The sequence below is a fragment of the Lacinutrix sp. Bg11-31 genome (assembly GCF_002831665.1).
Classification (GTDB): Bacteria; Bacteroidota; Bacteroidia; order Flavobacteriales; family Flavobacteriaceae; genus Lacinutrix.
In genome coordinates this window covers 3,445,031-3,469,698 of record NZ_CP025118.1, presented here as the reverse complement: position 1 = coordinate 3,469,698, position 24,668 = coordinate 3,445,031, and the positions used below count along the sequence as shown (strand labels likewise).

General features: G+C 33.4%; 22 protein-coding genes. 10 read left to right on the top strand and 12 right to left on the bottom strand.

The annotated features are described in order from the left end of the window. The first annotated feature begins 66 nt into the window (after nt 1-66). The 6 genes from CW733_RS15485 (at nt 67) to CW733_RS15460 (ending at nt 4,616) form a co-directional block, all read left to right on the top strand. The gene (locus tag CW733_RS15485) at nt 67-618 is read left to right on the top strand and encodes a hypothetical protein (protein WP_100998305.1); all 552 of its coding nucleotides are present in this window, start codon (nt 67-69) and stop codon (nt 616-618) included. 162 nt (nt 619-780) lie between these two features. After that, the gene (locus tag CW733_RS15480; protein ID WP_100998303.1) at nt 781-1,173 is read left to right on the top strand and encodes a hypothetical protein; all 393 of its coding nucleotides are present in this window, start codon (nt 781-783) and stop codon (nt 1,171-1,173) included. Nucleotides 1,174-1,479: 306 nt separating this feature from the next. Continuing rightward, on the top strand, nt 1,480-1,731 hold the full coding sequence (locus tag CW733_RS15475; RefSeq protein WP_100998301.1) for a hypothetical protein: 252 nt from the start codon (nt 1,480-1,482) through the stop codon (nt 1,729-1,731). Between the two features lie 433 nt (nt 1,732-2,164). Next, nucleotides 2,165-2,728: an RNA polymerase sigma factor gene (locus tag CW733_RS15470; protein WP_100998299.1), complete on the top strand. Its 564-nt coding sequence runs from the start codon at nt 2,165-2,167 to the stop codon at nt 2,726-2,728. Beyond that, on the top strand, nt 2,715-3,470 hold the full coding sequence (locus CW733_RS15465) for a hypothetical protein (RefSeq protein WP_100998297.1): 756 nt from the start codon (nt 2,715-2,717) through the stop codon (nt 3,468-3,470). Before CW733_RS15470 ends, CW733_RS15465 begins: the two co-directional genes overlap by 14 nt. A 75-nt stretch (nt 3,471-3,545) precedes the next feature. Next, nucleotides 3,546-4,616 (top strand): hypothetical protein, encoded by a 1,071-nt coding sequence (locus CW733_RS15460; protein WP_100998295.1) that lies wholly within the window; start codon nt 3,546-3,548, stop codon nt 4,614-4,616. A 110-nt stretch (nt 4,617-4,726) separates the two neighbouring features. Here the strand turns inward: CW733_RS15460 and CW733_RS15455 are convergent, their stop codons facing one another. Next, the gene (locus CW733_RS15455; protein ID WP_100998293.1) at nt 4,727-6,376 is read right to left on the bottom strand and encodes an HYR domain-containing protein; all 1,650 of its coding nucleotides are present in this window, start codon (nt 6,374-6,376) and stop codon (nt 4,727-4,729) included. 263 nt (nt 6,377-6,639) lie between these two features. On the opposite strand from CW733_RS15455, the gene dnaG reads away from it, so the two are divergent. Then, the gene (dnaG, locus tag CW733_RS15450; protein WP_100998888.1) at nt 6,640-8,610 is read left to right on the top strand and encodes a DNA primase; all 1,971 of its coding nucleotides are present in this window, start codon (nt 6,640-6,642) and stop codon (nt 8,608-8,610) included. On the opposite strand, the gene CW733_RS15445 is transcribed toward dnaG, so the two are convergent. Then, on the bottom strand, nt 8,605-9,231 hold the full coding sequence (locus tag CW733_RS15445; protein ID WP_100998291.1) for a response regulator transcription factor: 627 nt from the start codon (nt 9,229-9,231) through the stop codon (nt 8,605-8,607). The genes dnaG and CW733_RS15445 overlap by 6 nt on opposite strands. Nucleotides 9,232-9,342: 111 nt before the next feature. Then, on the bottom strand, nt 9,343-10,131 hold the full coding sequence (gene nadE, locus CW733_RS15440) for an NAD(+) synthase (RefSeq protein ID WP_198520083.1): 789 nt from the start codon (nt 10,129-10,131) through the stop codon (nt 9,343-9,345). 72 nt (nt 10,132-10,203) lie between these two features. Between nadE and gldB the strand changes: the two genes are divergently transcribed. Next, complete coding sequence (gldB, locus tag CW733_RS15435) at nt 10,204-11,178, top strand: gliding motility lipoprotein GldB (RefSeq protein ID WP_198520082.1); 975 nt, start codon at nt 10,204-10,206, stop codon at nt 11,176-11,178. Next, nucleotides 11,178-11,513: a gliding motility protein GldC gene (gene gldC / locus CW733_RS15430; protein WP_100998287.1), complete on the top strand. Its 336-nt coding sequence runs from the start codon at nt 11,178-11,180 to the stop codon at nt 11,511-11,513. The genes gldB and gldC overlap by 1 nt, the downstream gene beginning before the upstream one ends. Nucleotides 11,514-11,571: 58 nt before the next feature. On the opposite strand, the gene rlmN is transcribed toward gldC, so the two are convergent. The 4 genes from rlmN to CW733_RS15410 all read right to left on the bottom strand — a co-directional run bounded on the left by rlmN (nt 11,572) and on the right by CW733_RS15410 (nt 17,684). Continuing rightward, complete coding sequence (rlmN, locus tag CW733_RS15425; RefSeq protein WP_100998285.1) at nt 11,572-12,612, bottom strand: 23S rRNA (adenine(2503)-C(2))-methyltransferase RlmN; 1,041 nt, start codon at nt 12,610-12,612, stop codon at nt 11,572-11,574. 54 nt (nt 12,613-12,666) lie between these two features. Further along, on the bottom strand, nt 12,667-14,718 hold the full coding sequence (locus CW733_RS15420; protein WP_198520081.1) for a thiamine pyrophosphate-dependent enzyme: 2,052 nt from the start codon (nt 14,716-14,718) through the stop codon (nt 12,667-12,669). 433 nt (nt 14,719-15,151) lie between these two features. Next, nucleotides 15,152-16,219 (bottom strand): branched-chain amino acid aminotransferase, encoded by a 1,068-nt coding sequence (locus CW733_RS15415; protein ID WP_100998275.1) that lies wholly within the window; start codon nt 16,217-16,219, stop codon nt 15,152-15,154. A gap of 190 nt (nt 16,220-16,409) precedes the next feature. After that, nucleotides 16,410-17,684, bottom strand: a complete 1,275-nt coding sequence (locus CW733_RS15410; protein ID WP_232730431.1) for a dihydrolipoamide acetyltransferase family protein — start codon at nt 17,682-17,684, stop codon at nt 16,410-16,412. A gap of 200 nt (nt 17,685-17,884) precedes the next feature. Between CW733_RS15410 and CW733_RS15405 the strand changes: the two genes are divergently transcribed. Continuing rightward, the gene (locus CW733_RS15405) at nt 17,885-18,361 is read left to right on the top strand and encodes an Lrp/AsnC family transcriptional regulator (protein WP_100998274.1); all 477 of its coding nucleotides are present in this window, start codon (nt 17,885-17,887) and stop codon (nt 18,359-18,361) included. Between the two features lie 85 nt (nt 18,362-18,446). Here the strand turns inward: CW733_RS15405 and CW733_RS15400 are convergent, their stop codons facing one another. The 5 genes from CW733_RS15400 to CW733_RS15380 all read right to left on the bottom strand — a co-directional run bounded on the left by CW733_RS15400 (nt 18,447) and on the right by CW733_RS15380 (nt 24,525). Further along, complete coding sequence (locus tag CW733_RS15400; RefSeq protein WP_100998272.1) at nt 18,447-19,043, bottom strand: transferase hexapeptide repeat family protein; 597 nt, start codon at nt 19,041-19,043, stop codon at nt 18,447-18,449. 83 nt (nt 19,044-19,126) lie between these two features. Beyond that, nucleotides 19,127-19,879 (bottom strand): enoyl-CoA hydratase/isomerase family protein, encoded by a 753-nt coding sequence (locus CW733_RS15395; RefSeq protein ID WP_100998270.1) that lies wholly within the window; start codon nt 19,877-19,879, stop codon nt 19,127-19,129. Between the two features lie 93 nt (nt 19,880-19,972). Continuing rightward, nucleotides 19,973-22,474 (bottom strand): phenylacetic acid degradation bifunctional protein PaaZ, encoded by a 2,502-nt coding sequence (gene paaZ, locus CW733_RS15390; protein WP_100998268.1) that lies wholly within the window; start codon nt 22,472-22,474, stop codon nt 19,973-19,975. A 218-nt stretch (nt 22,475-22,692) separates the two neighbouring features. Further along, nucleotides 22,693-23,907, bottom strand: a complete 1,215-nt coding sequence (locus tag CW733_RS15385) for a 3-oxoadipyl-CoA thiolase (protein ID WP_100998266.1) — start codon at nt 23,905-23,907, stop codon at nt 22,693-22,695. 210 nt (nt 23,908-24,117) lie between these two features. Continuing rightward, entirely contained in the window at nt 24,118-24,525 is a 408-nt protein-coding gene (locus tag CW733_RS15380) for a hotdog fold thioesterase (protein ID WP_100998265.1), read from the bottom strand. Nucleotides 24,526-24,668 lie beyond the last annotated feature (143 nt).

Below are 24,668 nucleotides of genomic sequence, written 5' to 3'. Positions count from 1 at the left end.
CCTATATCCTGTTAAATTTACGGGATATAGTTAATAAAAGTTACTATATAACGAGTTGTAAGTAATATGAAAAAACACTTTTTGCTCACATTTTTAATTCTAAATTCTATTGGAATTTTAGCTCAAAATGAAAAACTTATTTTGACTGAAAATGAAAACGAATTATGGTTTGAATCGCTAAACGAGACTGAAATACTTGCCGAAAAAATTGAATTGATAAATAATCGGCTGACTAATGACGTAAATGTATATATTGAATGGAGTTTTTCAGACGGAATAACTGTATCGAGATTTCCAAAACTGGACAGTATTCGTAAAATTAGAACTAAAGGATTTTGTAAACCACTTTACTTGGTAAAACATAAGAATGATTTAATCGCATTCCGTGTTGAAAACCCAATAAATTCTGAACTAACAGATTCTATAACTGAACTAATTACGGAAAATAATATTCGAAAATTGGAAATATGGACAAATGATAATAGACAAGCATTGTATGGAACAAGTGCGGATTGTGGTGTGATTATGTTGGAACTAAAAAAACGGAAAGTATTTAAAGCCTTCAAAAAGCTAAATCTAACGAATTGGAAATATGATGAAATTTCGAGTTACAAATGAAAATAAACCAAAAATACTACTTACAACACCGTATATAATTTATTGCTGGCTTATTGCCTATTTGCGAAAGTCCTCGCGGACTTTCTTGGTCGGTAATTATTTACTAAATTAGTTGCTTGAAACACGCAACAAACCATATACAACAACGTTGGTAGCAATTTGATGAAACAGTTACTTTACATATTACTAATAGCTATTCCTGCATTAAGTTTCAGTCAAAAAGTGACGATTGAAATTGATACATTGGATATATCAAAAAATGGAAAATTAACCGAAGTTGCATTTTTTAATGATAATCTATATTTATTATTCCAAACAAGCCGAAAAAATACAAGTGCAAGTTTCAAATCAATGAAAGTTTACGATACAAATGGCGAATTTGTTGAAAATGTATTCTTACCAAAAGAAGCTATTTCAATGCCTTATTGTGACTTAAGAGTTAACAATGAAAGATTGTTTCTAAAACAAGAACATTCATTTACCGAAAAAACATTCTTACTAGAAAAATATGTTGCGGACTTCAATCAGATAAAAGATACTGTTGTAAATATTTAAGAAGATTCAGATTTTAAAATTTATCCTAATTGTAATGGAGAATGGGGAGCATCAACTTATTTTGAAGACAAAAAAGATAATAAGTTTTACGAATTCTCATCATCTTGTAATTTCAACTTCGAGAAAACCACTAATGGATACTTATTAACTAACGGAAACGAGTTGTTGATTATTAAAAACCCGACTGAACTTTACGAATCGACTCTCACATTTGACCGAAGTTATTTAGAAAAACAAAATCAAGGAATTGATATATTATTTAAATCGGACTATGACCTTTACTCAAGTTTTTACATAGATAATAAATTGTTTACTATTTACGGAGATTCTTTAAATACTCACATTGGCGAACTTAAAAACAATGAATTAAAATCAGTTCTTAAATTAAAAAAACCATATAGATTTTCATATTGGTTTAAAGACAATAATACTAATTCTCAAATTCTAAGAATGTTTACTTACGAAAGCAAAAACGACTTTGGAATGCTAGAAGGTTATAAAATATTAGGCTTTGTTTTGATTAATAATGGAAAGATTAAAATGTATTATATTAAATAAAAACTGCTGCCAACATCCGTATATAACAAATAGAAATCGACGAAATGCACTTATAAAAAAGTTTTATTTTATTCAAAAAAATAAAAAACCAGTAACTAAAATTAGTTACTGGTTTTTTTATCTACTATCTAGTAATACAAAACTCCAACGCTTCTTTTTAAATTAATTGTAAATTACATTCTTTTAAAAAAATAATTTTTTTTCAATCGCCAGGCAACCTTTTCTATAAAGTTTGCGTCTTTATAAATAGAACCTTACCAGATGAATATTAGAATGAGTGATAATAAATTTAAATTATTTTTTATTTAGACGAAATAGAAAATCTAATCATAGTATTAATTATGTTTATATTTTATTTTGAAGTATCAAGAAAAAAGGAAGAAATTTAATTGGTTATTCTAATATTCATCTGGTAATAAAAACTAACTGTTTTTTGAAAGTTATACAGCTCTATAAAAATGAACCGAAGCTCATAAAGAGAGCTCAAAAAAACAATCGTGAAGCACAGCACGTATTGTATGAGTTGCATGCACCAAAAATGTTAAGCGTTTGCAGATATTATATTAAAGATCTACAACATGCAGAAGAAGCAATGTTAAATGGCTTTTTTAAAGTATTTACAAACATTAAAAAATTTAAAAACGAAGGTAGTTTTGAAGGTTGGATAAGACGTATTATGGTAAGAGAATCTATTTCTTTTTTAAGACAGAAAAAAAACATAGAATTTGCTGTAGAAGATGTAGACATTAAACACGACCATACTAACAACATTAATAGTGAAATTGAGGTAGAACATATACAGAAACTAATAGATAAACTACCAGAAGGTTATAAAGTAGTTTTTGTAATGTATGCCATAGAAGGCTACAAGCATAGTGAGATTTCAACCTTATTAAATATAAATGAAGGCACCTCTAAATCACAATTATTTAAAGCACGAAAGATGCTTCAGCAAGAGATTAATAAACTAAACACATCGAGTTATGGCACCAATTAAATATGAAGAAGACATAAAAAGCAGGCTCGATAAAAGAACGATTAAGCCTTCAGCAAAATCTTGGGACACTCTATCGCAACGTTTAGATAACGAAGAAAAAAAGAACAATAAAAAAGGCTTTTGGTGGCTTGGTATTGCTGCTAGTGTAATTGGTGTGTTATTGGTCTCTAATTTCTTTTTAAATATTAAAACAACAAATAACATAAACACTATTATAGTTGAAGAGAATACTACAATAGACACGTTAAAAACTGAAATTAAAAACAAAAAAAGCAATTATAAAACGAAAGAAGTTATTGTTGACTCAGAAGAAATTTTAAAAGCCAAAAACACAACAAAGTCAGCTATTAAAACTAAAAGTTATTTAGCTGAAAACACAAACACTAAAAAAGTAAATACTAACAAAATAGAAGCTCCTAATATTCAAATTGTAAAGACTTTAGTTTTAAAAGAAAACACCATTAAAAACAAACAGTCTTTGGTTTCTATTGAAAACGCTACGCAAAAAACACAAACCAAAAAGCAAAATGTTATAGACAGCGAAATAGACAACTTGCTTGCTCAAGCAACAGAAGACATTGCTAAAGAGAAATCTAAAAGCGCTACAATACCAATAGATTATAACGGTTTACTTATAGCTGTAGAAGACGATCTCGACGAAACCTTTAGAGACAAAATGCTAAAAGTGGTAAAAAAAGGCTACGAAACAGTAAGAGAATCTGTTGCAGAACGTAACGATTAACAATAAAAAATCATCAATTTAAAATCAATATCAACAATCGCTGATAGTACTATCAGCATCAAAAAACGAACAATCATGCAAACCATTACAAAGTACATTATCTTTTTAGTATTGAGCCTCTATCTTACAAATGCGACAGCTCAAGACTCAATTCCTGAATCTAAAGAACTTCAAATTAAAAAACTAAAACAAAGCATTGAAGACGACGAGCGAAATGCTTTAAAAACTGAAGTTGAAAATATTAATGACCGTGTTATTAAAAAAGAAATCACATACGAAGAAGGTGAAAATTTAAAACAAGAGGTTGCAAAAAAACGAGCCTTAAACATAAAAAATCGTATTGAAATTTTAAAAAACAAAATAGATTTTAATGATCGTAATGGCTTAAAAAACGATCTAGATCTTAAAGAGAAAAAGTCCATTGGTATTACAATTGGGAGTAGCAAAAACAATCTAGTAGGTCTTACTGTTGCAAATTCAAAACATAATCCTAAACCTGTTAAATACGATTTTCGCACACTTACAGGTTTAGTAGTATCTGCAGGACTTAACAATGCTCTAATAGATGGACAAAGCTTAAGTGACTCACCGTATAAAATAGGCGGTTCTGGTTTTTTTGAATTAGGGTTTCAATGGAAAACAAGACTTTTAAAAAATTCTAATGCAATAAGATTAAGATATGGTTTATCTCTACAATGGAATAAATACGATTTAAAAGACAACAAATTTATTGTCCAAGATGGAAATGTAACAACAATAGAAACATTCCCTACAGATTTAAAACAAGCCAAATTTAGAACCACAAATTTAATTGTCCCATTATATTTTGAGTTTGGACAGTATACTAAAAACGAAAAAAAAGATCGTATAAGATATTACAACAGAGGTTTTAAAATTGGGTTTGGTGGTTATGCAGGCTTAAATATTGAAGCAAAACAAAAACTATGGTATAAAGAAAATGGAGAAAGAACAAAGCAGAAAATTAAACAAGATTATAATGTAAATCCTTTTGTTTACGGTATTGGTGCTTATGTTGGATTAGATGATGTTAGCTTGTTTTTTAAATACGATTTATCTAACACCTTTAAAAACAATTCTATAAAACAAAATAATATTTCTTTAGGTATTAGACTAGAGATAGAATAATCTTTGAGTGAATTAGTTGTGACGCTATATTAGGACTTGACAATTGGTATTAAAAAACCGCTTCAAAATAATTTTGAAACGGTTTTTTTTTTAAAAACTTAATTTTAAGATTATTCTTTTATAAATTTCTTAATTATAGAATTACCTTCATTATTGGTGATTTTAATTAAATACAATCCACTTTTCAATATTGAAACATTTAAGCTGACAGTTTCATCAACTTCATTAAAATTAAAAGATTTAATTAGTCTTCCATTAATATCGAAAACTAATGCGTTTTCTAATTTTACATTAGAAGAGTTACCTATCGTTAATGTATTTCTTGCAGGATTAGGCGACATAGAAATACTAGTTTCCAAATTAAAAGAATCTACGCTTAATACTTCATTTACAATAACATCAAAAGAACAGGTTACAGAATTACCAGAAACATCTGTTACAACAAATGTATTAGTAGTTGTACCAATTGGAAAATCGCTACCACTAGCTAAACCAGCAGTTTGTTGTGGTGCATAAGCTACTTCTAAAAGATACCTGCTTGAACTAGAAGTGCCAGTTACATCATTCCAACCTCCAGAAGATTGCATTACCACATAATCTTCGTTTCCTGCGTTGTTTGGCTCTCCAGTATTCCAGTTAGAATAAGTTGCAGCATCACCAGTGTCCCAAGCAAAAGCACCTTCTGTTGCTACGTCATTATATCCAATAATAACATCACCTAGAAAACTAGCTCTCTTAATAGCATCTAAAAGGAACATACTATCTGCTGCATTTCTAATTGTTCCTACAAAACCACCTTGACTTCCTGCATCTGTAAATGCATCTACAGGTGTAAAGGAAGCATCAGACAGATAATAAGCCTGACCATTAATTGTACCTAATGGCGTAAAACTAGCTAATGGATTAATAGTAGAGCAGTTATCTAATGCCGAAACAGTGTAAGTAACAACAGCAGTAGATTCATTTGGATTAGTATCTGCCATTATATTTGCAGGACAAGTTACTACAGGATTTTCGGTGTCATTTACAATAACATTAAAGCTACAACTAACTGTATTGTTATCGCTATCTGTTACAGAGTATAAAACAGTAGTTGTACCTATAGGGAAATCACTTCCAGAAGCGAAACCACTTACCAATGTAGGTGTTAAACTACCATCTTCTGTATCGTTTGCTGTAACTGTAAAATTAGCAATACCATCACATTGACCAGTTGTGTTAGAAACAGTAAGATCACCAGGACAAGTAATTGCAGGTGTATTACCAATTGCACTATACAATTGCACATCTGCTATTTGGTTTATGTTACTTGTTCCACAAGTTCCAGTAAAATTAACTCTATAGTAAGTATAACCAGTAGTGTTACTGAAAGAAAATGTTCTCGAAAAAAAGCGTGTTGAAACACATGGAATTGCTCCTGTTGCAATGCTAGTATAATTAGCACCATCATTAGAACCGAAAACTTCGTAAGCATTAGGATCTCTCTCTGGTGCATCATTTGCTGTTACTATTTCCATTGCAATTGCAGTATTAGAAACACCCAATAAATCGACATCAAATCCAATACCATCAAAGGCATTAAAATCTAAAAACTTTGTATTTGAGTTTTGATCAATAATATTTTGCACACCTTCTGCTCCTGGAGAATTAACACTCCCAAAATTAACTGCAGTGTGAATGCTATCGTCAAAAATTCCTTGAGCAGAAATTATGGCAAAAGTAAATAATGATAGTAAAAAAGATAATGTAGTTTTTTTCATGATGGAATTGTTTGTTGATTAATAGAATGTAATGTAAAGTTTTATTCTTTCTGAATAATATTTAATCGACTAATATGTTTTTTAGTTAGATGAATAGTAAAAATTTATTATTAAATAATTTAGTTTCATTGAAACATAAGTTACAAACAAAATCTAACATGATTTTATATAAAGCTAAGTTTATAAAACAGGATACTTTCAGAAACAATTCATTTATATTACATTTACAGCGTAATTCCGCGGAAGCGAAAACCCTTAAAAAATTGATATCTAAATCATCCATAGACCAAGTATACGAAACTGCTCGATTAGAGGAGGTTATTGGCGATTTTGTTAACTTAAAAAAAGCGGGAAGTAACTTTAAAGGTTTAAGTCCGTTTAGTGAGGAGCGTTCACCAAGCTTTATGGTGTCTCCTGTTAAGCAAATATGGAAAGATTTTTCTACAGGGAAAGGAGGAAATGTAGTTGCCTTTTTAATGGAGCACGAACATTTCACCTATCCTGAAGCTATAAAATACTTAGCTAAAAAATACAATATTGAAATTGAGGAAACCGAGCAATCTAACGAGCAAAAAGAGGCTCAAGATAAACGCGAAAGTCTCTATCTTGTTAGTGAATATGCAAATACTTATTTTAAGCATATTTTACATAATACAGATAAAGGGAAAGCCATTGGTTTAAGTTATTTTAAAGAGCGTGGTTTTACAGATGAAACCATTAAAAAATTCGAATTAGGTTATTGTACTGATGCATGGAGTGCCTTTACAGACGAAGCTTTAAGGAAAGGCTACAAAATGGAATTTCTTGCAGGAACCGGACTAACCATAGACAAAGGAGACAAGCAGTTTGATAGGTTTAAAGGACGTGTAATGTTTCCCATACAAAGTATGAGCGGCCGTGTTTTAGGCTATGGAGGGCGAATTTTAACTAACGATAAAAAAGCTGCTAAATATTTAAACTCTCCAGAGAGTGATATTTACCACAAAAGTAAAGTACTATATGGTATTTACCATGCAAAACAAGCCATTGCAAAAGAAGATAATTGTTATTTAGTAGAAGGCTATACAGATGTAATACAGTTTCATCAAACAGGAGTTACTAATGTAGTTTCTTCTTCTGGAACAGCTTTAACAAGCGACCAGATTAGGTTAATAAACAGACTTACAAAAAATATAACTGTCCTTTTTGATGGTGATGCAGCAGGATTACGTGCCTCTTTAAAAGGTATCGACCTTATTCTAGAACAAGGCATGAATGTTAGAGTTTGCTCATTCCCTGAAGGCGAAGATCCGGATAGTTTTGCAAAAACGAATACACTAGAAGAGCTAAAGCTTTATCTAGATGAAAATGCAAAAGATTTTATCCAGTTTAAAGCTAATATTTTATTTGAAGATTCTAAAAACGATCCTATAAAAAAGGCAGATACCATTAGAGATATTATTAATAGTATTGCTAAAATTCCAGACCGTATTAAACGTGAAGTTTACATACAAGAATGCTCTAGAATAATGGATATAAGTGAAGGTGTACTATTTACTACACTTGCACAGCTTACACAAAAAGAAACTCAAGACCAAGCAAAACAGCAACAGCAACATCAAAACCAACCACCACAGGCTTTTGATGTTATTAGACACGAGCAACCACCAGAAAAAGTGGATGTACAATATATTTTAGAACGAAAAATTATAGAGATTCTTTTACTTTATGGTAATAAAACTGAAGATTTTGAAGATTTGGTTTTAAAAGAAAACGAAAGCGGTGTTCTTGTTTTAGAACCTGTAACACATGAAGCTAAAGTTTTTGAGAAAGTGTTTTTAGACTTGCAAGACGATGAAATGGAATTCTCGAACCCTCAGTTTAAAGATATTTACTATAAAATTATAGAAACACTTAATCAGAATCCCGATTTTTCTTCTGAACGTTTAATAAATACCGTAGATGCTAAAATTGGTAATGAGATTACAAATATTTTAATGGAAGATGAGCGCCATTTTTTATCCGATTGGGAACGAAAAGACATTTTTCCAAAGTTAAAAAAAGATTCGATTGCGCAATTAGTTAGCGAAACGATTCTATGCTTGCGTTGCCATTTAATTGATAGAAAAGTTATTGGTTTTCAACAACAAACTCTAGAAAACAGAAATGAGGTTAATAGAAGTGTTTTAGAAGAAGTTACAGATTACTCCAAATTAAAAACACTACTATCTAGAAAATTAAATCGTGTGTTATAAAGTCATTGTATTAGATTGGCTAACAAGATCAACCAAATTATCTACATTTAATTTTTTCATTAATCGTGCTCTATAAGTACTTACTGTTTTTTCATTAATTTCAAGCTCTTTAGCAATATCTTTATTACGCTTTCCAGAAGCTAATAATTTTAACACTTCGACCTCTCTTGTCGATAGTTTTTTATAATAAGTACTTCCTTTTAATCCTTTAGAGTTTTTATTTAAACGCTGCATTAACGCATCACTTAAATACATACCATCTTTATAAACTTTTAAAATAGCTTCTCTTAATGTAATTATTCCTGCTGTTTTAGGAATAAAACCATCTGCACCAGCTTTTATAGAACTAACAGCATATACTTCTTCAGACTGACCACTATACATAATAACTTTAGTATTTGGGAAATCACTTTTAATACGCCTAATTGCAGTAAGGCCGTTAAGTTTTGGTAAATCGATTTCTGTTAATACAATATCAACAGGAGTACTTTTTAGGAATTCGAAGATAGCTTCACCATTATCTACACTGCCCATAAACTTTATATCACGCGTTGCGTTAAATACTAGTTCAAGACCTTTGCTTACAATAGGATGCTGATCAACTACAAGTAGTTTGACCATAGTTTTACAAGTTTTATATTTTGTTTCGAGTGGTTTATACTCAAAATAAATTGATAATAGATAAATTTAATAGCACAGCAAAGGTACAAAATATTATGATATCAATAATATTTACTTAAGTTCATTAGGAATTTCGCAAATAGGAATAGGTATCATCTTGTGCCTGTTAGAGTTATTGTATCTTTTGTATATATTAAACACTTCTTTTTCTCTTCCGTTAAAATCATTTTCTGTCATTCCTTTCTCACTTTTCAACATTGCCCACTCTAATTCAGGATACGAAGCACCAATTTGGTCTTCATCACTTCTAGTGTCACCAAAAAGACCATCGCTTGGAGCGGCTTTCATAATTGATTTTGAAACTCCTAAAAATTCTCCTATTGCATAGACTTCAGATTTTAATAAATCGGCAATCGGGCTTAAATCCACTCCTCCATCTCCATATTTAGTATAAAAACCAACACCAAAATCCTCTACCTTATTTCCTGTTCCTGCTACTAGTAAGCCTAATAATCCTGCATGATAATATAAAGTCGTCATTCTTAAACGAGCACGTGTATTTGCCAAAGCCATGTCTACAATTTCTTGTTTTCCATTAAGAGAAACTTCGGTTTTAAACTCCTCAAAAACAGGCGTTAAGTCCGTTCTTGTTTCACTAACGTTTGAAAACTGTGCCTTTAATTGCTTAATATGTTCCTCAGCTCGAGACACATGACTAGCTGCTTGATGTATTGGCATTTCTATACACAAAACGTCTAAACCTGTTTTTGCACATAGCATTGAAGTTACCGCAGAATCTATTCCGCCAGAAATTCCAACAACAAAACCATTAACTCTAGCGTTAGCAGCATAGTCTTTTAACCAACTAACAATATGATTTACCACTTTTTCTGTTTGCATTTTTTGAAGTATTTAAAACAAAGAATAGTACCTTTGCCTAACAAAAATAAAGTAAACACTTTAGGAATAAAAATGAAAAGCCTTTTGAAACCTATTTATTTTCTTCTACTCTCTTTTTTAAGCATTCTTTCTTGTGAAAATAAAGATAAAACTGAAGCTGAAATAGCAAAGATAAACATCGATTTTACTATTGAAAGATTTGATAAAGCTTTCGCTGAAGCTAATCCTGACGATTTACCAAATCTAAAGGAAACCTTTCCTTTTATGTTTGCTAAAAAATATGATGATTCTTTTTGGATGCAACAAATGCAGGACACTTTACAATTAGAACTACAAAGTGAAACCATTAAAAAATTTGAAGATTTAAAAACTGAAACTACAGAAATAGAATCTTTATTTCAGCATTTAAAATATTACTTCCCACAATTTAAAACACCTAGAATAGTTTCTGTTGCTTCAGACGTAGATTATAGAAATAAAGTTATTGTTACAGATACCATTATCGTGTTGCCATTAGCTAATTATTTGGGAAAAGATCATTTTTTTTATCAAGGTATTCAAGATTACATTGTGCAAGATTTAGACCCAGAATTAATGGTAGTAGATCTCGCTAATAAATATGCTAAACATTACACTTTTCAGCAGCAAAGAAAAACTTTTTTAGACGATTTAATTTACGAAGGCAAGTTGTTGTATTTTAAGGATAAGGTTATTCCATTTAAAACAGACGCTCAAAAACTAAACTATACCGAAGCTCAATATAAGTGGACACAAGCCAACGAAGAGTACATTTGGCGCTATTTTGTAGATAAAGAAATACTCTTTAGTACAGACACAAAACTACCTAGTCGTTTTATTAATCCTGCTCCTTTTTCTAAATTCTATCTAGAACAAATAGATAGCGAATCTCCCGGAGAAATTGGTAAATATATGGGATGGCAGATAGTCCGATCTTATATGGAAAAAAACACAATTTCTTTTAAACAAATGCTTACTAAAAGCACAGAAGAAATATTTGATAACGCAAAATACAAACCAAGAAAATAATGGCAAATTTAAAATCTAAAATCACTTTAAACGTAGAATTAGACGAAAATAGAGTACCAGAAAAAATTAACTGGACAGCACAAGATGGAGGTATTACAAATGCTGATGCTAAAGCGATGATGTTATCGGTTTGGGATAGTGCAGCTCAAGAATCTTTACGCATAGATTTATGGACAAAAGACATGCCTGTAGATGAAATGAAAATATTCTTTCATCAAACTTTAGTTGCTATGAGCAGTACTTTTAATCGCGCAACACAAGATGAAAAAATGACTGCTACAATGAAAGATTTTTGCGACTATTTTGCTGAAAAACTTGAACTTAATAAAAAATAGATTTGTTAATTATCTATTGAATGATTAATAAAAAAGCGCCCAATTGGTCGCTTTTTTATTATGATTTATTTGCTAACTGCCCACAAGCAGCATCAATATCTTTACCTCGACTTCTACGTACATTTACAACAATACGATTACGTTCTAATTCTTGAATATAATTGTTTATTGCATGACCTGAAGCTTGTTGAAACTCACCATCGTCTATAGGATTATATTCTATTAAGTTAACCTTACAAGGCACGTGTTTACAGAATTTTACTAAGGCATCGATATCTTCCATTCTATCGTTAATACCATCCCAAACGATATATTCGTAAGTGATTTTACGTTCTGTTTTCTCGTACCAATATTCTAAAGACTCCTTTAAATCTTTAAGCGGAAAGGTTTCATTAAAAGGCATAATCTTGGTTCTCACCTCATCAATCGCAGAATGTAGAGAAACAGCTAAATTAAATTTAACCTGGTCGTCTGCCATTTTTTTAATAATCTTAGGCACACCAGATGTAGACACTACTATCCGTTTTGGCGACATTCCTAGGCCTTCTGGAGACGTTATTTTATCTATAGACTTAATAACATTATTATAATTCATGAGTGGTTCTCCCATTCCCATAAACACAATATTACTTAATGGCCTATTAAAGTATAATTTACTTTCCCTATCTATAGCAACTACCTGATCGTAAATTTCATCTGGATTTAAATTTCGCATACGTTTTAAACGCGAAGTAGCACAAAACTTACAATCCAAACTACAACCAACTTGACTAGAAACACAAGCAGTTGTTCGTGTTTCAGTCGGAATAAGCACAGACTCTACAATTAATCCATCGTGTAATTTTACAGCATTTTTTACTGTACCATCACTACTACGCTGCATCGTATCGACTTCAATATGATTAATAACAAAGTTATCCTCTAGCATTTGGCGAGTCTCTTTAGAGAGATTCGTCATATCCTCAAAAGAATGCGCTCCTTTACTCCATAACCATTCGTAAACTTGATTGCCACGAAAAGCTTTGTCTCCTTCTTTTTCAAAAAAGTCTCGAAGTTGCTCTTTTGTTAATGCTCGTATGTCTTTTTTCTTATCTGCCATTTCATCTGCAAAAATAGAATAATTTATGCTCTTAACTTAGTGAGTTAAACAAAACTAATAATTAAGTAAATGCTCAATTTTTATTTTTACTTTTTCTGTTGAAGGAATCATTGTTTGCTCTAAAGTAGAATTTAATGGTATTGCAGGCATATTTTCACTACCAATAGTCATTACTGGCGCGTCTAAATATTTAAAACATTCTTCCTGAATTTTTCCAGATAATGCTCTTGCAAAACTATTGTTTGAAGGCTCTTCTGTTACAACAAGACACTTTCCTGTTTTTTTAACCGATTTCATAATCGTGTCTTCATCTAAAGGATATAAAGTACGTAAATCGATAACTTCTATCTGATCTTGCATCCCTAATTCTTCCGATGCATTCATTGCCCAATGCACTCCCATTCCGTAAGTAACAATAGTTAATGTTTCTATATTTTCTTGCTTCCAAATTTCTTGTAAAACCCATGCTTTACCAAAAGGCAATATATAATCTTCACTTGGCTCAACAGATGTTGCACCTTGCGTTCCTGGCACTTTAGACCAATATAAACCTTTGTGTTCTAAAATTACAACTGGATTAGGGTCGTAGTAAGCTGCTTTCATTAAACCTTTTAAATCTGCTCCATTACTTGGATACGCTATTTTAATACCACGAATATTTGTTATCACAGATTCAACTGAAGATGAATGGTAAGGTCCTCCACTTCCATAAGCACCAATTGGCACTCTAAGAATCATAGAAACCGGCCATTTACCGTTAGATAAATAACAACTTCTACTTACTTCTGTAAATAACTGATTTAAACCAGGCCAAATATAATCGGCAAACTGAACCTCAACAATTGGCTTTAATCCAACAGCACTCATACCAACTGTAGAACCTACAATAAAGGCTTCTTGTATTGGTGTATTGAACACACGATCGTCTCCAAATTTTTGTGCTAATGTTGCTGCTTCTCTAAAAACACCTCCAAGTCTTCCACCAACATCTTGTCCGTAAAGCAAACATTCCTTGTGCTTTTTCATCAGTTCTTCTACTGCGAATAAAGCACAATCTACCATAACTACTTTCTCTGCACCTTCTGGTGAACGTGTTCCTTTTTCCTCGGTAATTGGTGTTGGCACAAAATCGTTTGTAAATAAATCCTCAGGTTTTGGATCTTCGGCTAGTAATGCTCTTTCAAAATCTGATTGTACTTTCGCTTTTGCGGAATTTTCAATGTCTAAAACGTCTTGTTCTGAAAATCCCGCATCTAGTAATTGTTTTTTAATAACTGGATAAGGATCACGAGAACGTGCCTCTTCTAAATCATCGCGATACCATTCCATTCTTACACCAGAAGTATGGTGATTTAATAATGGTACTTTTGCGTGTACTAAAAATGGTCTACGCTCTGTACGAATGGTTTCTATTACTTTTTCTAAGGCTTCATAGCTTTCTGTAAAGTTTGCACCATCTATAGTAACAGCTTCTAATCCGTGGAAACCTTGTGCATATTCAAAGGCATTTTGCGCTCTGGTTTCTTCTGCATTTGCTGAAATATCCCAACCATTATCTTGTACTAAATATAAGATTGGCATTTGCTTTAATGCTGCCATTTGGAACGCTTCTGCTATTTCTCCTTCGGTTACAGATGCGTCTCCCAAAGAACACACCACGAATGGTAAATCCTTAAGTGTTTTATCGTCTAAACCTTGTAATTCTTTATACTGCATTCCCATTGCAACTCCAGTTGCAGGAATAGCTTGCATACCTGTTGCTGAGGATTGATGTGGAATTTTTGGTTTATCGTCATCTTTTAAACTTGGGTGACAATAATATGTTCTTCCTCCAGAAAATGGATCGTCTTTTTTAGCTAACAATTGCAACATTAAATCGTAAGGCTCTAAACCAAACGATAATAACATGGCATCGTCTCTGTAATATGGAAATGCATAATCTTGAGGTAATAATTGTAAACCTAAAGCTATTTGAATGGCTTCGTGTCCACGAGATGTTGCATGTACGTATTTTGAAACTTGTTTAAAATTAGCTTCGTATAATTCTGCCATTGCTTTTGCTGTGCAGAGTTTTGAAAATCCTTTTTTTAGTGTTTCTTTTTTCATCTTGAATCGTTCTGTCATTGCGAGGACGAAGGACGTGGCAATCTCTTGATGAGATACTTCGCTTTCGCTCTTAATGACATTAATTTATGTTTAATTATTACTCAGAGTTTCACTGAATTTTCACAGAGACACACTGAAATTCTTCGCTTTCACTCTTAATGATATTATACTTATATTATCTACTTCGAAGTGGATTCCTGCCTTCGCAGGAATGACAATCGTTACGTCAGTTCGAGTGAAATTGCTTTTTCTGCAATTTTGTATCGAGAACTTTTGATTACTTCTCGATACAATTTCGATGAAAAATCGGAATCACTCGAAGTGATATTGCCTCTGCGTTAGGGATTGAGGCATTTGTTGAAGCTCTTTTTTGTTTTTCTCAAAAAAAGCGACTGCCGAAAGCGCGACCCTTGTGGTAACGCCCAAAATTATCTTAAACTAACGTGGTTTCAACTTTAATCATCCATCCAAATTTATCTTCAACCTTTCCTGTCTTTATATCATTTAAGGCATTATTTACTTCTAAACCAACTGGACTTTCGTTAGATACATGAATGGTTTCGCCTTCTAATCCAATTTCTTGAATGTAAGCGATACCAACGGCTGTACCTGTACCGAAGGCCTCTTCTAAGGTGTTGTTTTTTGATGCTTCTTGAACCTCATCGATTGTGATGGCGCGTTCTATAACCTCGTAACCTTTATCTCTTAAAACATCGATAACACTCATGCGCGTGATGCCGTCTAATATAGAACCGTCGCGTTTTGGTGTGATAAATTTACCATCGATTTTAAAGAAAATATTCATGGTTCCTACTTCCTGAATGTACTTATGTTCTACTGCGTCTAGCCACAATACTTGATCGTAACCTTTTGCTTTTGCTAACTCTGTTGGGCGAATGGCTGCTGCGTAATTACCTGCTGCTTTTGCCTCTCCTGTTCCTCCTGCTGCTGCGCGTATGTATTGTTTTTCGGCCCACAATTTTATGCGTTTACTAAAAAACGGACCTGCTGGAGATGCCATAATTATAAACTTATAATGGTTTGCTGCACGCATACCAATAAATGGCTCGTCGGCATACATGAATGGTCTTAGGTATAGCGCGCTTCCGTCTATTGGCGGAATCCAACTACGCTCGATGTCTACTAATTGTTTTAGACCTTCTACAAATAGCTCTTCTGGAAAATTAGGCATTCCCATTCTATCTGCACTTGTATTTAATCGTGCTGCATTTTTATCTGCTCTAAACAACATTGGATTTCCATCTGCATCTACCGTTGCTTTCATTCCTTCGAAAATGGCTTGTCCGTAATGTAAAGCCATTGCTGCTGGATGTGTTGGAATCATTCCCATTGGTTCTATTCTTGGGTTTATCCATGTTCCATTATCGTAATCGCAAATAAACATGTGATCTGTGAATGTGGTTCCTAATGGTATGTTGTTGAAGTCTATGTTTGCGACTTTAGATTCGGTTACTTTTTGTATTGATATGTTATGTTTCATATGCTTGTTTTTTTTTGACACGAACTGCACTAATTTTCACTAATCTTGGCTGATTACTCTTGTCGTGATTTTTTAATCTGTTTGTCAGTTCGAGTGAAATTGCTTTTTTTGGCAATTTTATATCGAGAACTATTTATAGTTTCTCGATACAAATCTTCGTGCCTCAGATTCACTCGAAGTGACAGTGCTTTTATATTGTTCTATTAGTATCGAACTGCTCGAAATAATCTGCTACTCTTCTTACAAAACTCCCTCCTAAGAACCCGTCTACTACACGATGATCGAAAGAGAGTGATAAATACATCATGCTACGAATAGCTATTTCATCTCCTTTCTCGGTAGTGATAACTTCTGGTCTTTTCTTAATTATTCCTAATGCTAAAATGGCAACTTCTGGCTGATTAATTATTGGTGTTCCCATGACACTACCAAAAGTTCCTACGTTAGAAATTGTGAAGGTGCTGCCTTTTATATCGTCTCCTGCTAGTTTGTTTTCTCTAGCTTTTCCTGCTAGTTCGTTTACGTTACTCGCGATCTCTTCTAAATTTTTAGTATCTGCATTTTTTACTACAGGAACTATTAAGTTTCCACTTGGTAATGCTGTTGCCATACCAATATTAATATCTTCTTTTACAATAATGTTATTACCATCTACCGAAGCATTAATATTTGGAAAATCTTTAACTGCTTTCGCTACAGCTTCTACAAATAATGGTGTGAAGGTTAAACGCTCTCCATGCTTTTCTTGAAAAGAGCCCTTATTTGCGTTTCTCCAATTTACCATATTAGTCATATCTGCTTCTACATAAGCGGTAACGTGAGGCGATGTATGTTTTGAGTACACCATGTGATCTGCAATCATTTGGCGCATTCTGTCCATTTCGATCACTTTCCCTTTGCCTTTATCAAAGTTTAATTGTGGAATTCTATATGCCGTTGGATCTTTTTCGGCTACTGGTTGTGCGAATTTGTATGGTCGTCCTTCGTCTATATATTGAAACACATCGCTTTTACGAAGTCTGCCTTCGTTTCCTGTTGCAGGAATACGTGCTAACTCTTCAAAACTAATGTGGTGTTCTTTTGCTATTTTTATAATTAATGGCGAAAAGAAGGTGTTACTGTTTGATGTTGAAAATGAAGTTGAAGACAAAGCTGCTTGAACTGGTTTCGGTCTTTTTACTTCTTTTTTATTTTTTTGAGGTTCTTCGTTATCGCTTTTAACAACATTCTTCTTGTTTGAAGATTTTACTTCTTCCGAAACTTCCAGAATCGCCATAACTTCTCCAACAGGCACAACATCTTTTGCTTGAAACATGGTTTTTATTAAAGTTCCTGCTGCTGGAGCTGGTACTTCGTTATCCACTTTGTCTGTTGCTACTTCAAGTATAATATCTCCTTCATCGAAAGAGTCTCCTTCTGCTATTAACCAATTGATAATAGTTCCTTCGGTTATACTTTCGCCCATTTTAGGCATTTTTAATTCGAAATTTTTCAAGCTATATTTATTTTTATTTCAAGAATTAAAGATAAGTTATAATAGAATTTACAATTGTTAAAAACTTAAAAATTAACTCTAATAAGAATTATATTCTTTTATTCTAAATAAATAAAGATTATTTTTCTTTTATAACTACATTTGAAGCTATTTAAAACATTATATGCTTTATGCCACATGCTCTTGATAAAATTGACACGCAAATTTTAAACATTCTCCAAACAGATAGTAATAGAACGACAAAAAGCATTGCTAAAGAACTAGGCATGACAACGTCACCTATTTTTGAGCGTATTAAAAAACTAGAAAAAGAAGGTTATATAAAAAAATATGTAGCCGTTTTAGACAATAAGAAAATAGGGTTAAAACTTACCGTATTTATTGGTATTACTTTGCAAGGTCATACTAGAAGTTATTTAGAAAAATTTGTAAAAGAAATAAACAACTTCCCAGAAGTTGTGGAATGCCACAGAGTGAGTGGGAATTTTGATTATTTATTGAAATTAGTAGTTGAAGATATTGAGGCTTATGAAACGTTTATTATAACTAAACTGACACTACTTCCTTACCTTGGAAATGTACAGAGTTTAATTACGCTTTCTACTGGAAAAGAGACAAATGTGATTGATTTGAGTGGTGTTTTGTAATTACAAAAACTGAATAAAATTCTAGCAAAAAGTTTCTCTATACAATTCCGATAAAAAAATCGGAATCACTCGAAGTGACAACAACTTATTTTTTGAATGTATCGCAAAGTGTTTTATAAACATCGTCCTGCATTTTCATATTCTCAGGCACTTCTCTTAACGGTTCTACAGCTTTTAAGCTCTCGTGGCAATCTGTTGGTAATTGTTGGTACAATTGTGTGCCTTTTGTTTTCCAAGCAATCATCTCGTCGCTTACCTGTTTAATAACTTTTGCAGGATTACCAACGACTAAACTACGTTTAGGAATCTTGGTTTCTGCTTTTACAAATGCCATTGCTCCTACTATGGATTCGTCCCCAATTTCAGCATCGTCCATAATTACAGTGTTCATTCCAATTAGGCAATTTCTACCCAAATTTGCACCATGAATAATAGCACCATGGCCTACGTGTGCACTTTCTTTAAGCGTAATAGACTTACCTGGAAACATATGTACTGTACAGTTTTCTTGTACGTTTACACCATCTTCTAAAATAATTTGCCCCCAATCTCCACGAATTGCTGCTCCTGGACCAATATAACAGTTTTTACCAATAATAACGTTTCCCGTTACTGCTGCTAATGGATGTACGAAACTAGATTCGTGTACGACTGGAATGTAGCCTTTAAAACTATAAATCATATATTATTAATTATTGTCATTGCGAGGACGAAGGACGTGGTAATCTCATCATGGGATTCTTCGCTGCGTTCTGAATGACCGTTTTATTTAAATCCTTTTAGTTTTTCTTTTGTAAATTCTGAAAGCACTAATCTACCACTTGTTTGAGCACGTTCTGCCAAAAGTGAATCCCAATCGCCTGTACCTTGCCAGAATACCTTTTTCATCTCTTGCATAGCCTCAGTATTGTAAGTACATAAATGTTCTGCTGTTGTTTTTACGGCTTCTTCTAACATTTCTGTGCTTTCATAAACTTGGGTAAATAATCCTTTTTGTTTTGCCCATTCTGCAGGATAAAACGTGTTTGCGTCTATTGCGATTTGCGACATTGCGCTTAATCCCATTTTACGTTCGATTGCTGGTCCAACTACAAATGGTCCAATGCCAATATTTAATTCACTAAGCTTAATAGCTGCGAATTTTGAAGCCATACAATAATCGGTTGAAGCAGCTAAACCAACACCACCACCAACAGTTTTTCCTTGAATGCGTCCAATAATAAATTTTGGACATTTACGCATAGCGTTGATTACGTTTGCAAAACCAGAAAAGAATACTTTTCCTGTTGCTGCATCGTTAATGTTTATTAACTCTTCGAAGCTTGCTCCTGCGCAAAACGTTCTATCTCCTCCACTTTTTAAAACAACCACTTTAATAGCGTCGTTTGTTCCAGCATCGGTAATGGTTTGCGCTAATTTAGCTAATACATTTCCTGGTAACGAGTTATGTGCAGGATGAAAGAATTCTATATATCCTACTTCGTTTATTATATCTAATTTTACGTATGGTGTGTTCATGTTATTTATTCTTTTGTCATTCCTGTGAAGACAGGAATCTATTTTATATTATAACTTTCTATTGTGGATTCCTGCCTACGCAGGAATGACAAACTATATTAATCCGAATTGCTCAAAATGATGGTTAAGATGTTTTCTTTCTAACAAATACGATTCGTATTTACTTAATTCACCAAAGACTAAATTCTTTAATTTAGCTTCTGGATTTTCTTTAAAATACTCTAAATACTTTTCTCTTTGCGCTTTAAATTTTTCTATTGCTGTAGCTAAATCAGGATGCTTTAAAGGTTCTAAAGTATCTTTTTCTAACTGAGGAAATTGAGAGTTCTTTGGAAACTTATCAAAGTTCCATAAACTATTATGCACTTTTTCTAAAATCTTTTCAGGTGTAGCAATTTCAAAATCCTGAATTTCTCCTGAAGCGATTTTGTATGTATATTCTAAATGCTCAACCATGTGTTGTGGCGTCATGATTCCCCATTTAGGTTTTGCATCTTCTTTTAATGCAGAAAGACATTCGTTGATTTTGTCTTCAGTAATTTCAGTTAAAACTTCTTGCTTTTTCTGAACCATTGTTAAGACTGTTGCGAAAGCTACTTTCTCATCGGTATTTGCATCAAAAATTTCGGCATACCATTTTACAATTCCGCTTGGATGTTCTGCCGAAGCGACATCTCTATCTACTTTTTGCTTACACGTTAAGCGTACATAAATAGTATCGTTGTGATATAATGGTCTTAAAAATCTACATTCTTCTAATCCGTAATTTGCTGAAACTGGTCCTTTGTTTGGGTAGACGAATAATCCTGCTGCAGCTGAAATAATGAAATAACCATGTGCAGTTCTTTGTTCGAAAATACTTCCGTCTAAAGAGGTAATATCTGTATGTGCATAGAAATGATCCCAAGTAACATTTGCAAAATTGATAATGTCTGTATCTGTAAATGTACGTCTGTGAGTTTTCATAGACATTCCTGGCTGGATGTCTTCCCAATGGTATTTAAACGGATGCATTTCTGCTTCCTTATATTTTGCGTTTTGCTGGTAAATTCCAGTAATTTCTGTAATTGTAGTTGGTGAACCTTGGATTGCTGTACGCTGTAAATAATGCTTTATCCCACGCATTCCTCCCATTTCTTCTCCTCCTCCAGCACGCCCTGGACCTCCATGAACTAAATATGGTAATGGAGAACCATGACCAGTACTTTCTTTAGCCATATCGCGATTAACAACCATAATACGACCATGATGAGATGCAGCATTAATTACATACTCTTTAGCAATCTTATCATCGTTTGTTGCAATTGAAGACACTAAAGAACCTTTACCCATTTGTGCTAAAGTAATAGCTTCGTCTAAGTTTTTATATGGCATAATGGTACTTACTGGACCAAATGCTTCACGTTCGTGAATAACTGTATTTTGAAATGGATGATCTGATCTTAATAAAATTGGACTAATAAAAGCACCTTTTTTAGCATCTGCTCCAATGGTGTTTATTTCATCTAAACTTCCATAAACAATTTGTGCTTCTTTAGATAAATCATTTACCGAATCTCTAACTGCTTGCACTTGTTGATGACTTACTAAAGATCCCATTCTAACTTCTTTTAGTCTTGGATCTCCAATAGTTATTTTATCTAATGCTTTAGATAATGCAGTTTGCACATCTTCCACTAAATTTTGCGGAACAATAATTCTACGTATTGCAGTACATTTTTGTCCTGCTTTAACCGTCATTTCTTTTCTTACTTCTTTAATAAACAAGTCGAATTCTGGTGTTCCAGGAACGGCATCTTCTCCTAAAATGGATGCGTTTAAAGAATCGGCTTCCATGGTAAATGGCACAGATTCTTGTATTAATTGTGGATGCGCTTTTAGTAAGCGTCCTACTTTTGCAGAACCTGTAAATGTTACAACATCTTGAGACTCTACCGTATCTAAAATGGTTTTTACGGTTCCGTTTATAATTTGTAATGCGCCTTCTGGTAAAATACCTGAAGCTATTATTTCTTTAGCTACAGCCTCGGCTAAATAAGAAGTTGAAGGTGCTGGTAAAACGACAGCTGGAACTCCAGCCATCCAGTTTACTGCACACTTTTCTAACATTCCCCAAACTGGAAAATTAAAAGCGTTAATATGTACTGCGACTCCTTTTTTAGGCACCATAATATGATGCGCCATAAAACGTCCGCCACGAGATAAATCGATAGCATCACCTTCTACGTGATACGGTTGATTTGGAAACAGTTTACGTAATGAAGCATTTGCGAATAAATTCCCAAAACCACCTTCGATGTCTATCCAACTATCTACTTTGGTTGCTCCTGTTCTGTAACTTAATTCGTAAAATGAATTTTTCCTTTTAGTAAGATATAATGCTAAACTTTTAAGCATGTTACCACGCTCTTGAAACGTCATTTTTCGAAGGACCTCTCCTCCTTTTGTTCTTCCGTAGTTTAGAATTTCTGGAACGTCTAAACCTTCGATAGCAATGCTTGTAAAGGCTTCGCCAGTTACAGCGTCTAAGATTGGTGTTCCTTCTTCTTTACCTGTTGTCCATTGTCCTTGAACGTAATGCTCTATTTTATTCATCGATAAATTTATTTATCGTTCCCGAGAAATCGGGAATCTATTTTATGTCTTCTCGATACAATTCCGATAAAAATCGGAATCACTCGAAGTGACGTTAATCTTATTGTTAAACCGAACACCTGCGTTAGCGATTGAACGGTTTGTTTGAGCTCCTTTTTGTTTTTCTCAAAAAGAGCGAGTAGTGAAAGCGCGACCCTTGTGGTAACGCCCAAACTATATTACAAATTTACATTTTCAATAATCGCTGCGTAACCTTGACCAACGCCAATGCACATTGTAATTAACGCGTAACGTTTGTTGGTATCTTGCAACTCGATTGCTGCCGAATATGCGATTCTAGTTCCTGTAACACCCAATGGATGACCGATTGCGATAGAACCACCGTTTGGATTTATTCTTGGATCGTTATCTGCAATTCCCCAAGCACGAGTACATGCTAATGCTTGCGCTGCAAAGGCCTCGTTAAGCTCGATAATATCGATATCGTCCATTGTTAAACCTGCTTTTGTTAGCGCTTTATTTGAGGCTTGAACTGGGCCAATTCCCATAATTCTTGGCTCTACACCAACAACTGCCGAACTTACTATTCGTGCTAATGGTTTTAGATTGTATTTTTTTACTGCATCTTCTGATGCTATAATTGTTGCTGCTGCACCATCGTTTAATCCTGAAGAGTTTCCAGCTGTTACGCTTCCGCCTTCTTTTTTAAATGCTGCTCTTAGTTTACCTAAAATTGCTAAAGATGTTGTTGGTTTTACAAATTCATCTTTTGAAAATTGAATAGGATCTTTTTTACGTTGTGGAATTCCTACAGTAACAATCTCTTTTGCTAGGCGTCCGTTTTCTTGCGCTTTAGTCGCTTTCATTTGACTCCAATATGCGAACTTATCTTGATCTTCTCTTGAGATATTATATTTCTCTACAAGATTTTCGGCAGTGTTTCCCATGCCATCCGTACCATACATGTGTTGCATTTTAGGATTGATAAAACGCCATCCAAAAGTTGAATCGTACATTTTAGAATCGCCTCCAAATGCGGTTGTTGGTTTTGCCATAACGTATGGTCCACGCGTCATGTTCTCGACTCCACCGGAAATAAACACGTCTCCATCTCCTGCTTTTATGGCACGATTTGCATGAATTATTGCTGATAATCCTGAGCTACATAAACGGTTTACTGTTTCTCCTGGTACTGTAAATGGCAAGCCTGCTAATAGTGATGACATTCTCGCAACGTTACGATTGTCTTCTCCTGCTTGGTTTGCACAACCCATAATAACATCATCATAAGCTTCCTTTGGGATGCTTGGATTACGTTTTACAATTTCTGAAATTACTAATGCTCCTAAATCGTCTGTTCTCACAGCAGATAATGTGCCTTTATAACTTCCTATTGGTGTTCTAATTCCGTCTATTATGTATGCTTCTTTCATATTAAATGCCTGCGAAAGCAGGTATCTTTTAATTATTACTATTCTTTTTTTTGCGTTACCTTAAGGTCGGGCTTTCCGTTATATCTTTTTTACTTGTTCTCGATACAAAATGCTAAAAAGCAATTTCACTCGAACTGACGTAAAAAAGGATGTCACTGCAATCCCTAACGCACTTACTTACTCTGTTTTTTTCTTAAAATCAAAGTGATTTTATTCTTCCCAATCTTTTTGAGTACGATAAACCACACCTTTAAAAAGTGCAACCATTTCATCGCCTCTTTTTACTTCAATAATATTGAAGCCTAATCTGTTTTTTACAGTTTCTATTATCGATTCTGCAACGATATAATCGCCTTCGTTTAATGCTTCGATATGATTTATACTTGTTTCGATAGAAACTGCATATTTACCATGCGTGTTTGCTGCAAATCCGAAAGCTGTGTCTGCTAATGAATAACTAATTCCACCATGTGCTTTGTTCATGCTGTTTAGCATTTCTTTTCTAATGGTCATTCCAACTTTACATCGTCCGATTTCGCATTCTAGAATTTCTATTCCTAACCAAGTGCTGTAAGCATCTTGAGATAGCATTTTATGTGGAATTTGTTCGCCTTTCATATTTATTCTTTGTCGCTTCGAGTGATTTGTGAAATTATTGAAATTAAAATATATTTTGATTAAAAATACCTAAGCGTAGCTTAAGCAAATTATATCACGAAGCCTCTCTTGTTCTCGATACAATATTGCTAAAAAAGCAATTT

What these genes read in the sequence shown, in the direction of transcription:
- CW733_RS15485 (WP_100998305.1), top strand. Translation starts at nt 67, where the DNA reads ATGAAAAAACACTTTTTGCTCACATTTTTAATTCTAAATTCTATTGGA.
- CW733_RS15480 (WP_100998303.1), top strand. Translation starts at nt 781, where the DNA reads ATGAAACAGTTACTTTACATATTACTAATAGCTATTCCTGCATTAAGT.
- CW733_RS15465 (WP_100998297.1), top strand. Translation starts at nt 2,715, where the DNA reads ATGGCACCAATTAAATATGAAGAAGACATAAAAAGCAGGCTCGATAAA.
- CW733_RS15460 (WP_100998295.1), top strand. Translation starts at nt 3,546, where the DNA reads ATGCAAACCATTACAAAGTACATTATCTTTTTAGTATTGAGCCTCTAT.
- CW733_RS15455 (WP_100998293.1), bottom strand. Translation starts at nt 6,376, where the DNA reads ATGAAAAAAACTACATTATCTTTTTTACTATCATTATTTACTTTTGCC.
- CW733_RS15445 (WP_100998291.1), bottom strand. Translation starts at nt 9,231, where the DNA reads ATGGTCAAACTACTTGTAGTTGATCAGCATCCTATTGTAAGCAAAGGT.
- nadE (WP_198520083.1), bottom strand. Translation starts at nt 10,131, where the DNA reads ATGCAAACAGAAAAAGTGGTAAATCATATTGTTAGTTGGTTAAAAGAC.
- gldB (WP_198520082.1), top strand. Translation starts at nt 10,204, where the DNA reads ATGAAAAGCCTTTTGAAACCTATTTATTTTCTTCTACTCTCTTTTTTA.
- gldC (WP_100998287.1), top strand. Translation starts at nt 11,178, where the DNA reads ATGGCAAATTTAAAATCTAAAATCACTTTAAACGTAGAATTAGACGAA.
- rlmN (WP_100998285.1), bottom strand. Translation starts at nt 12,612, where the DNA reads ATGGCAGATAAGAAAAAAGACATACGAGCATTAACAAAAGAGCAACTT.
- CW733_RS15420 (WP_198520081.1), bottom strand. Translation starts at nt 14,718, where the DNA reads ATGAAAAAAGAAACACTAAAAAAAGGATTTTCAAAACTCTGCACAGCA.
- CW733_RS15415 (WP_100998275.1), bottom strand. Translation starts at nt 16,219, where the DNA reads ATGAAACATAACATATCAATACAAAAAGTAACCGAATCTAAAGTCGCA.
- CW733_RS15410 (WP_232730431.1), bottom strand. Translation starts at nt 17,684, where the DNA reads ATGGGCGAAAGTATAACCGAAGGAACTATTATCAATTGGTTAATAGCA.
- CW733_RS15405 (WP_100998274.1), top strand. Translation starts at nt 17,885, where the DNA reads ATGCCACATGCTCTTGATAAAATTGACACGCAAATTTTAAACATTCTC.
- CW733_RS15400 (WP_100998272.1), bottom strand. Translation starts at nt 19,043, where the DNA reads ATGATTTATAGTTTTAAAGGCTACATTCCAGTCGTACACGAATCTAGT.
- CW733_RS15395 (WP_100998270.1), bottom strand. Translation starts at nt 19,879, where the DNA reads ATGAACACACCATACGTAAAATTAGATATAATAAACGAAGTAGGATAT.
- paaZ (WP_100998268.1), bottom strand. Translation starts at nt 22,474, where the DNA reads ATGAATAAAATAGAGCATTACGTTCAAGGACAATGGACAACAGGTAAA.
- CW733_RS15385 (WP_100998266.1), bottom strand. Translation starts at nt 23,907, where the DNA reads ATGAAAGAAGCATACATAATAGACGGAATTAGAACACCAATAGGAAGT.
- CW733_RS15380 (WP_100998265.1), bottom strand. Translation starts at nt 24,525, where the DNA reads ATGAAAGGCGAACAAATTCCACATAAAATGCTATCTCAAGATGCTTAC.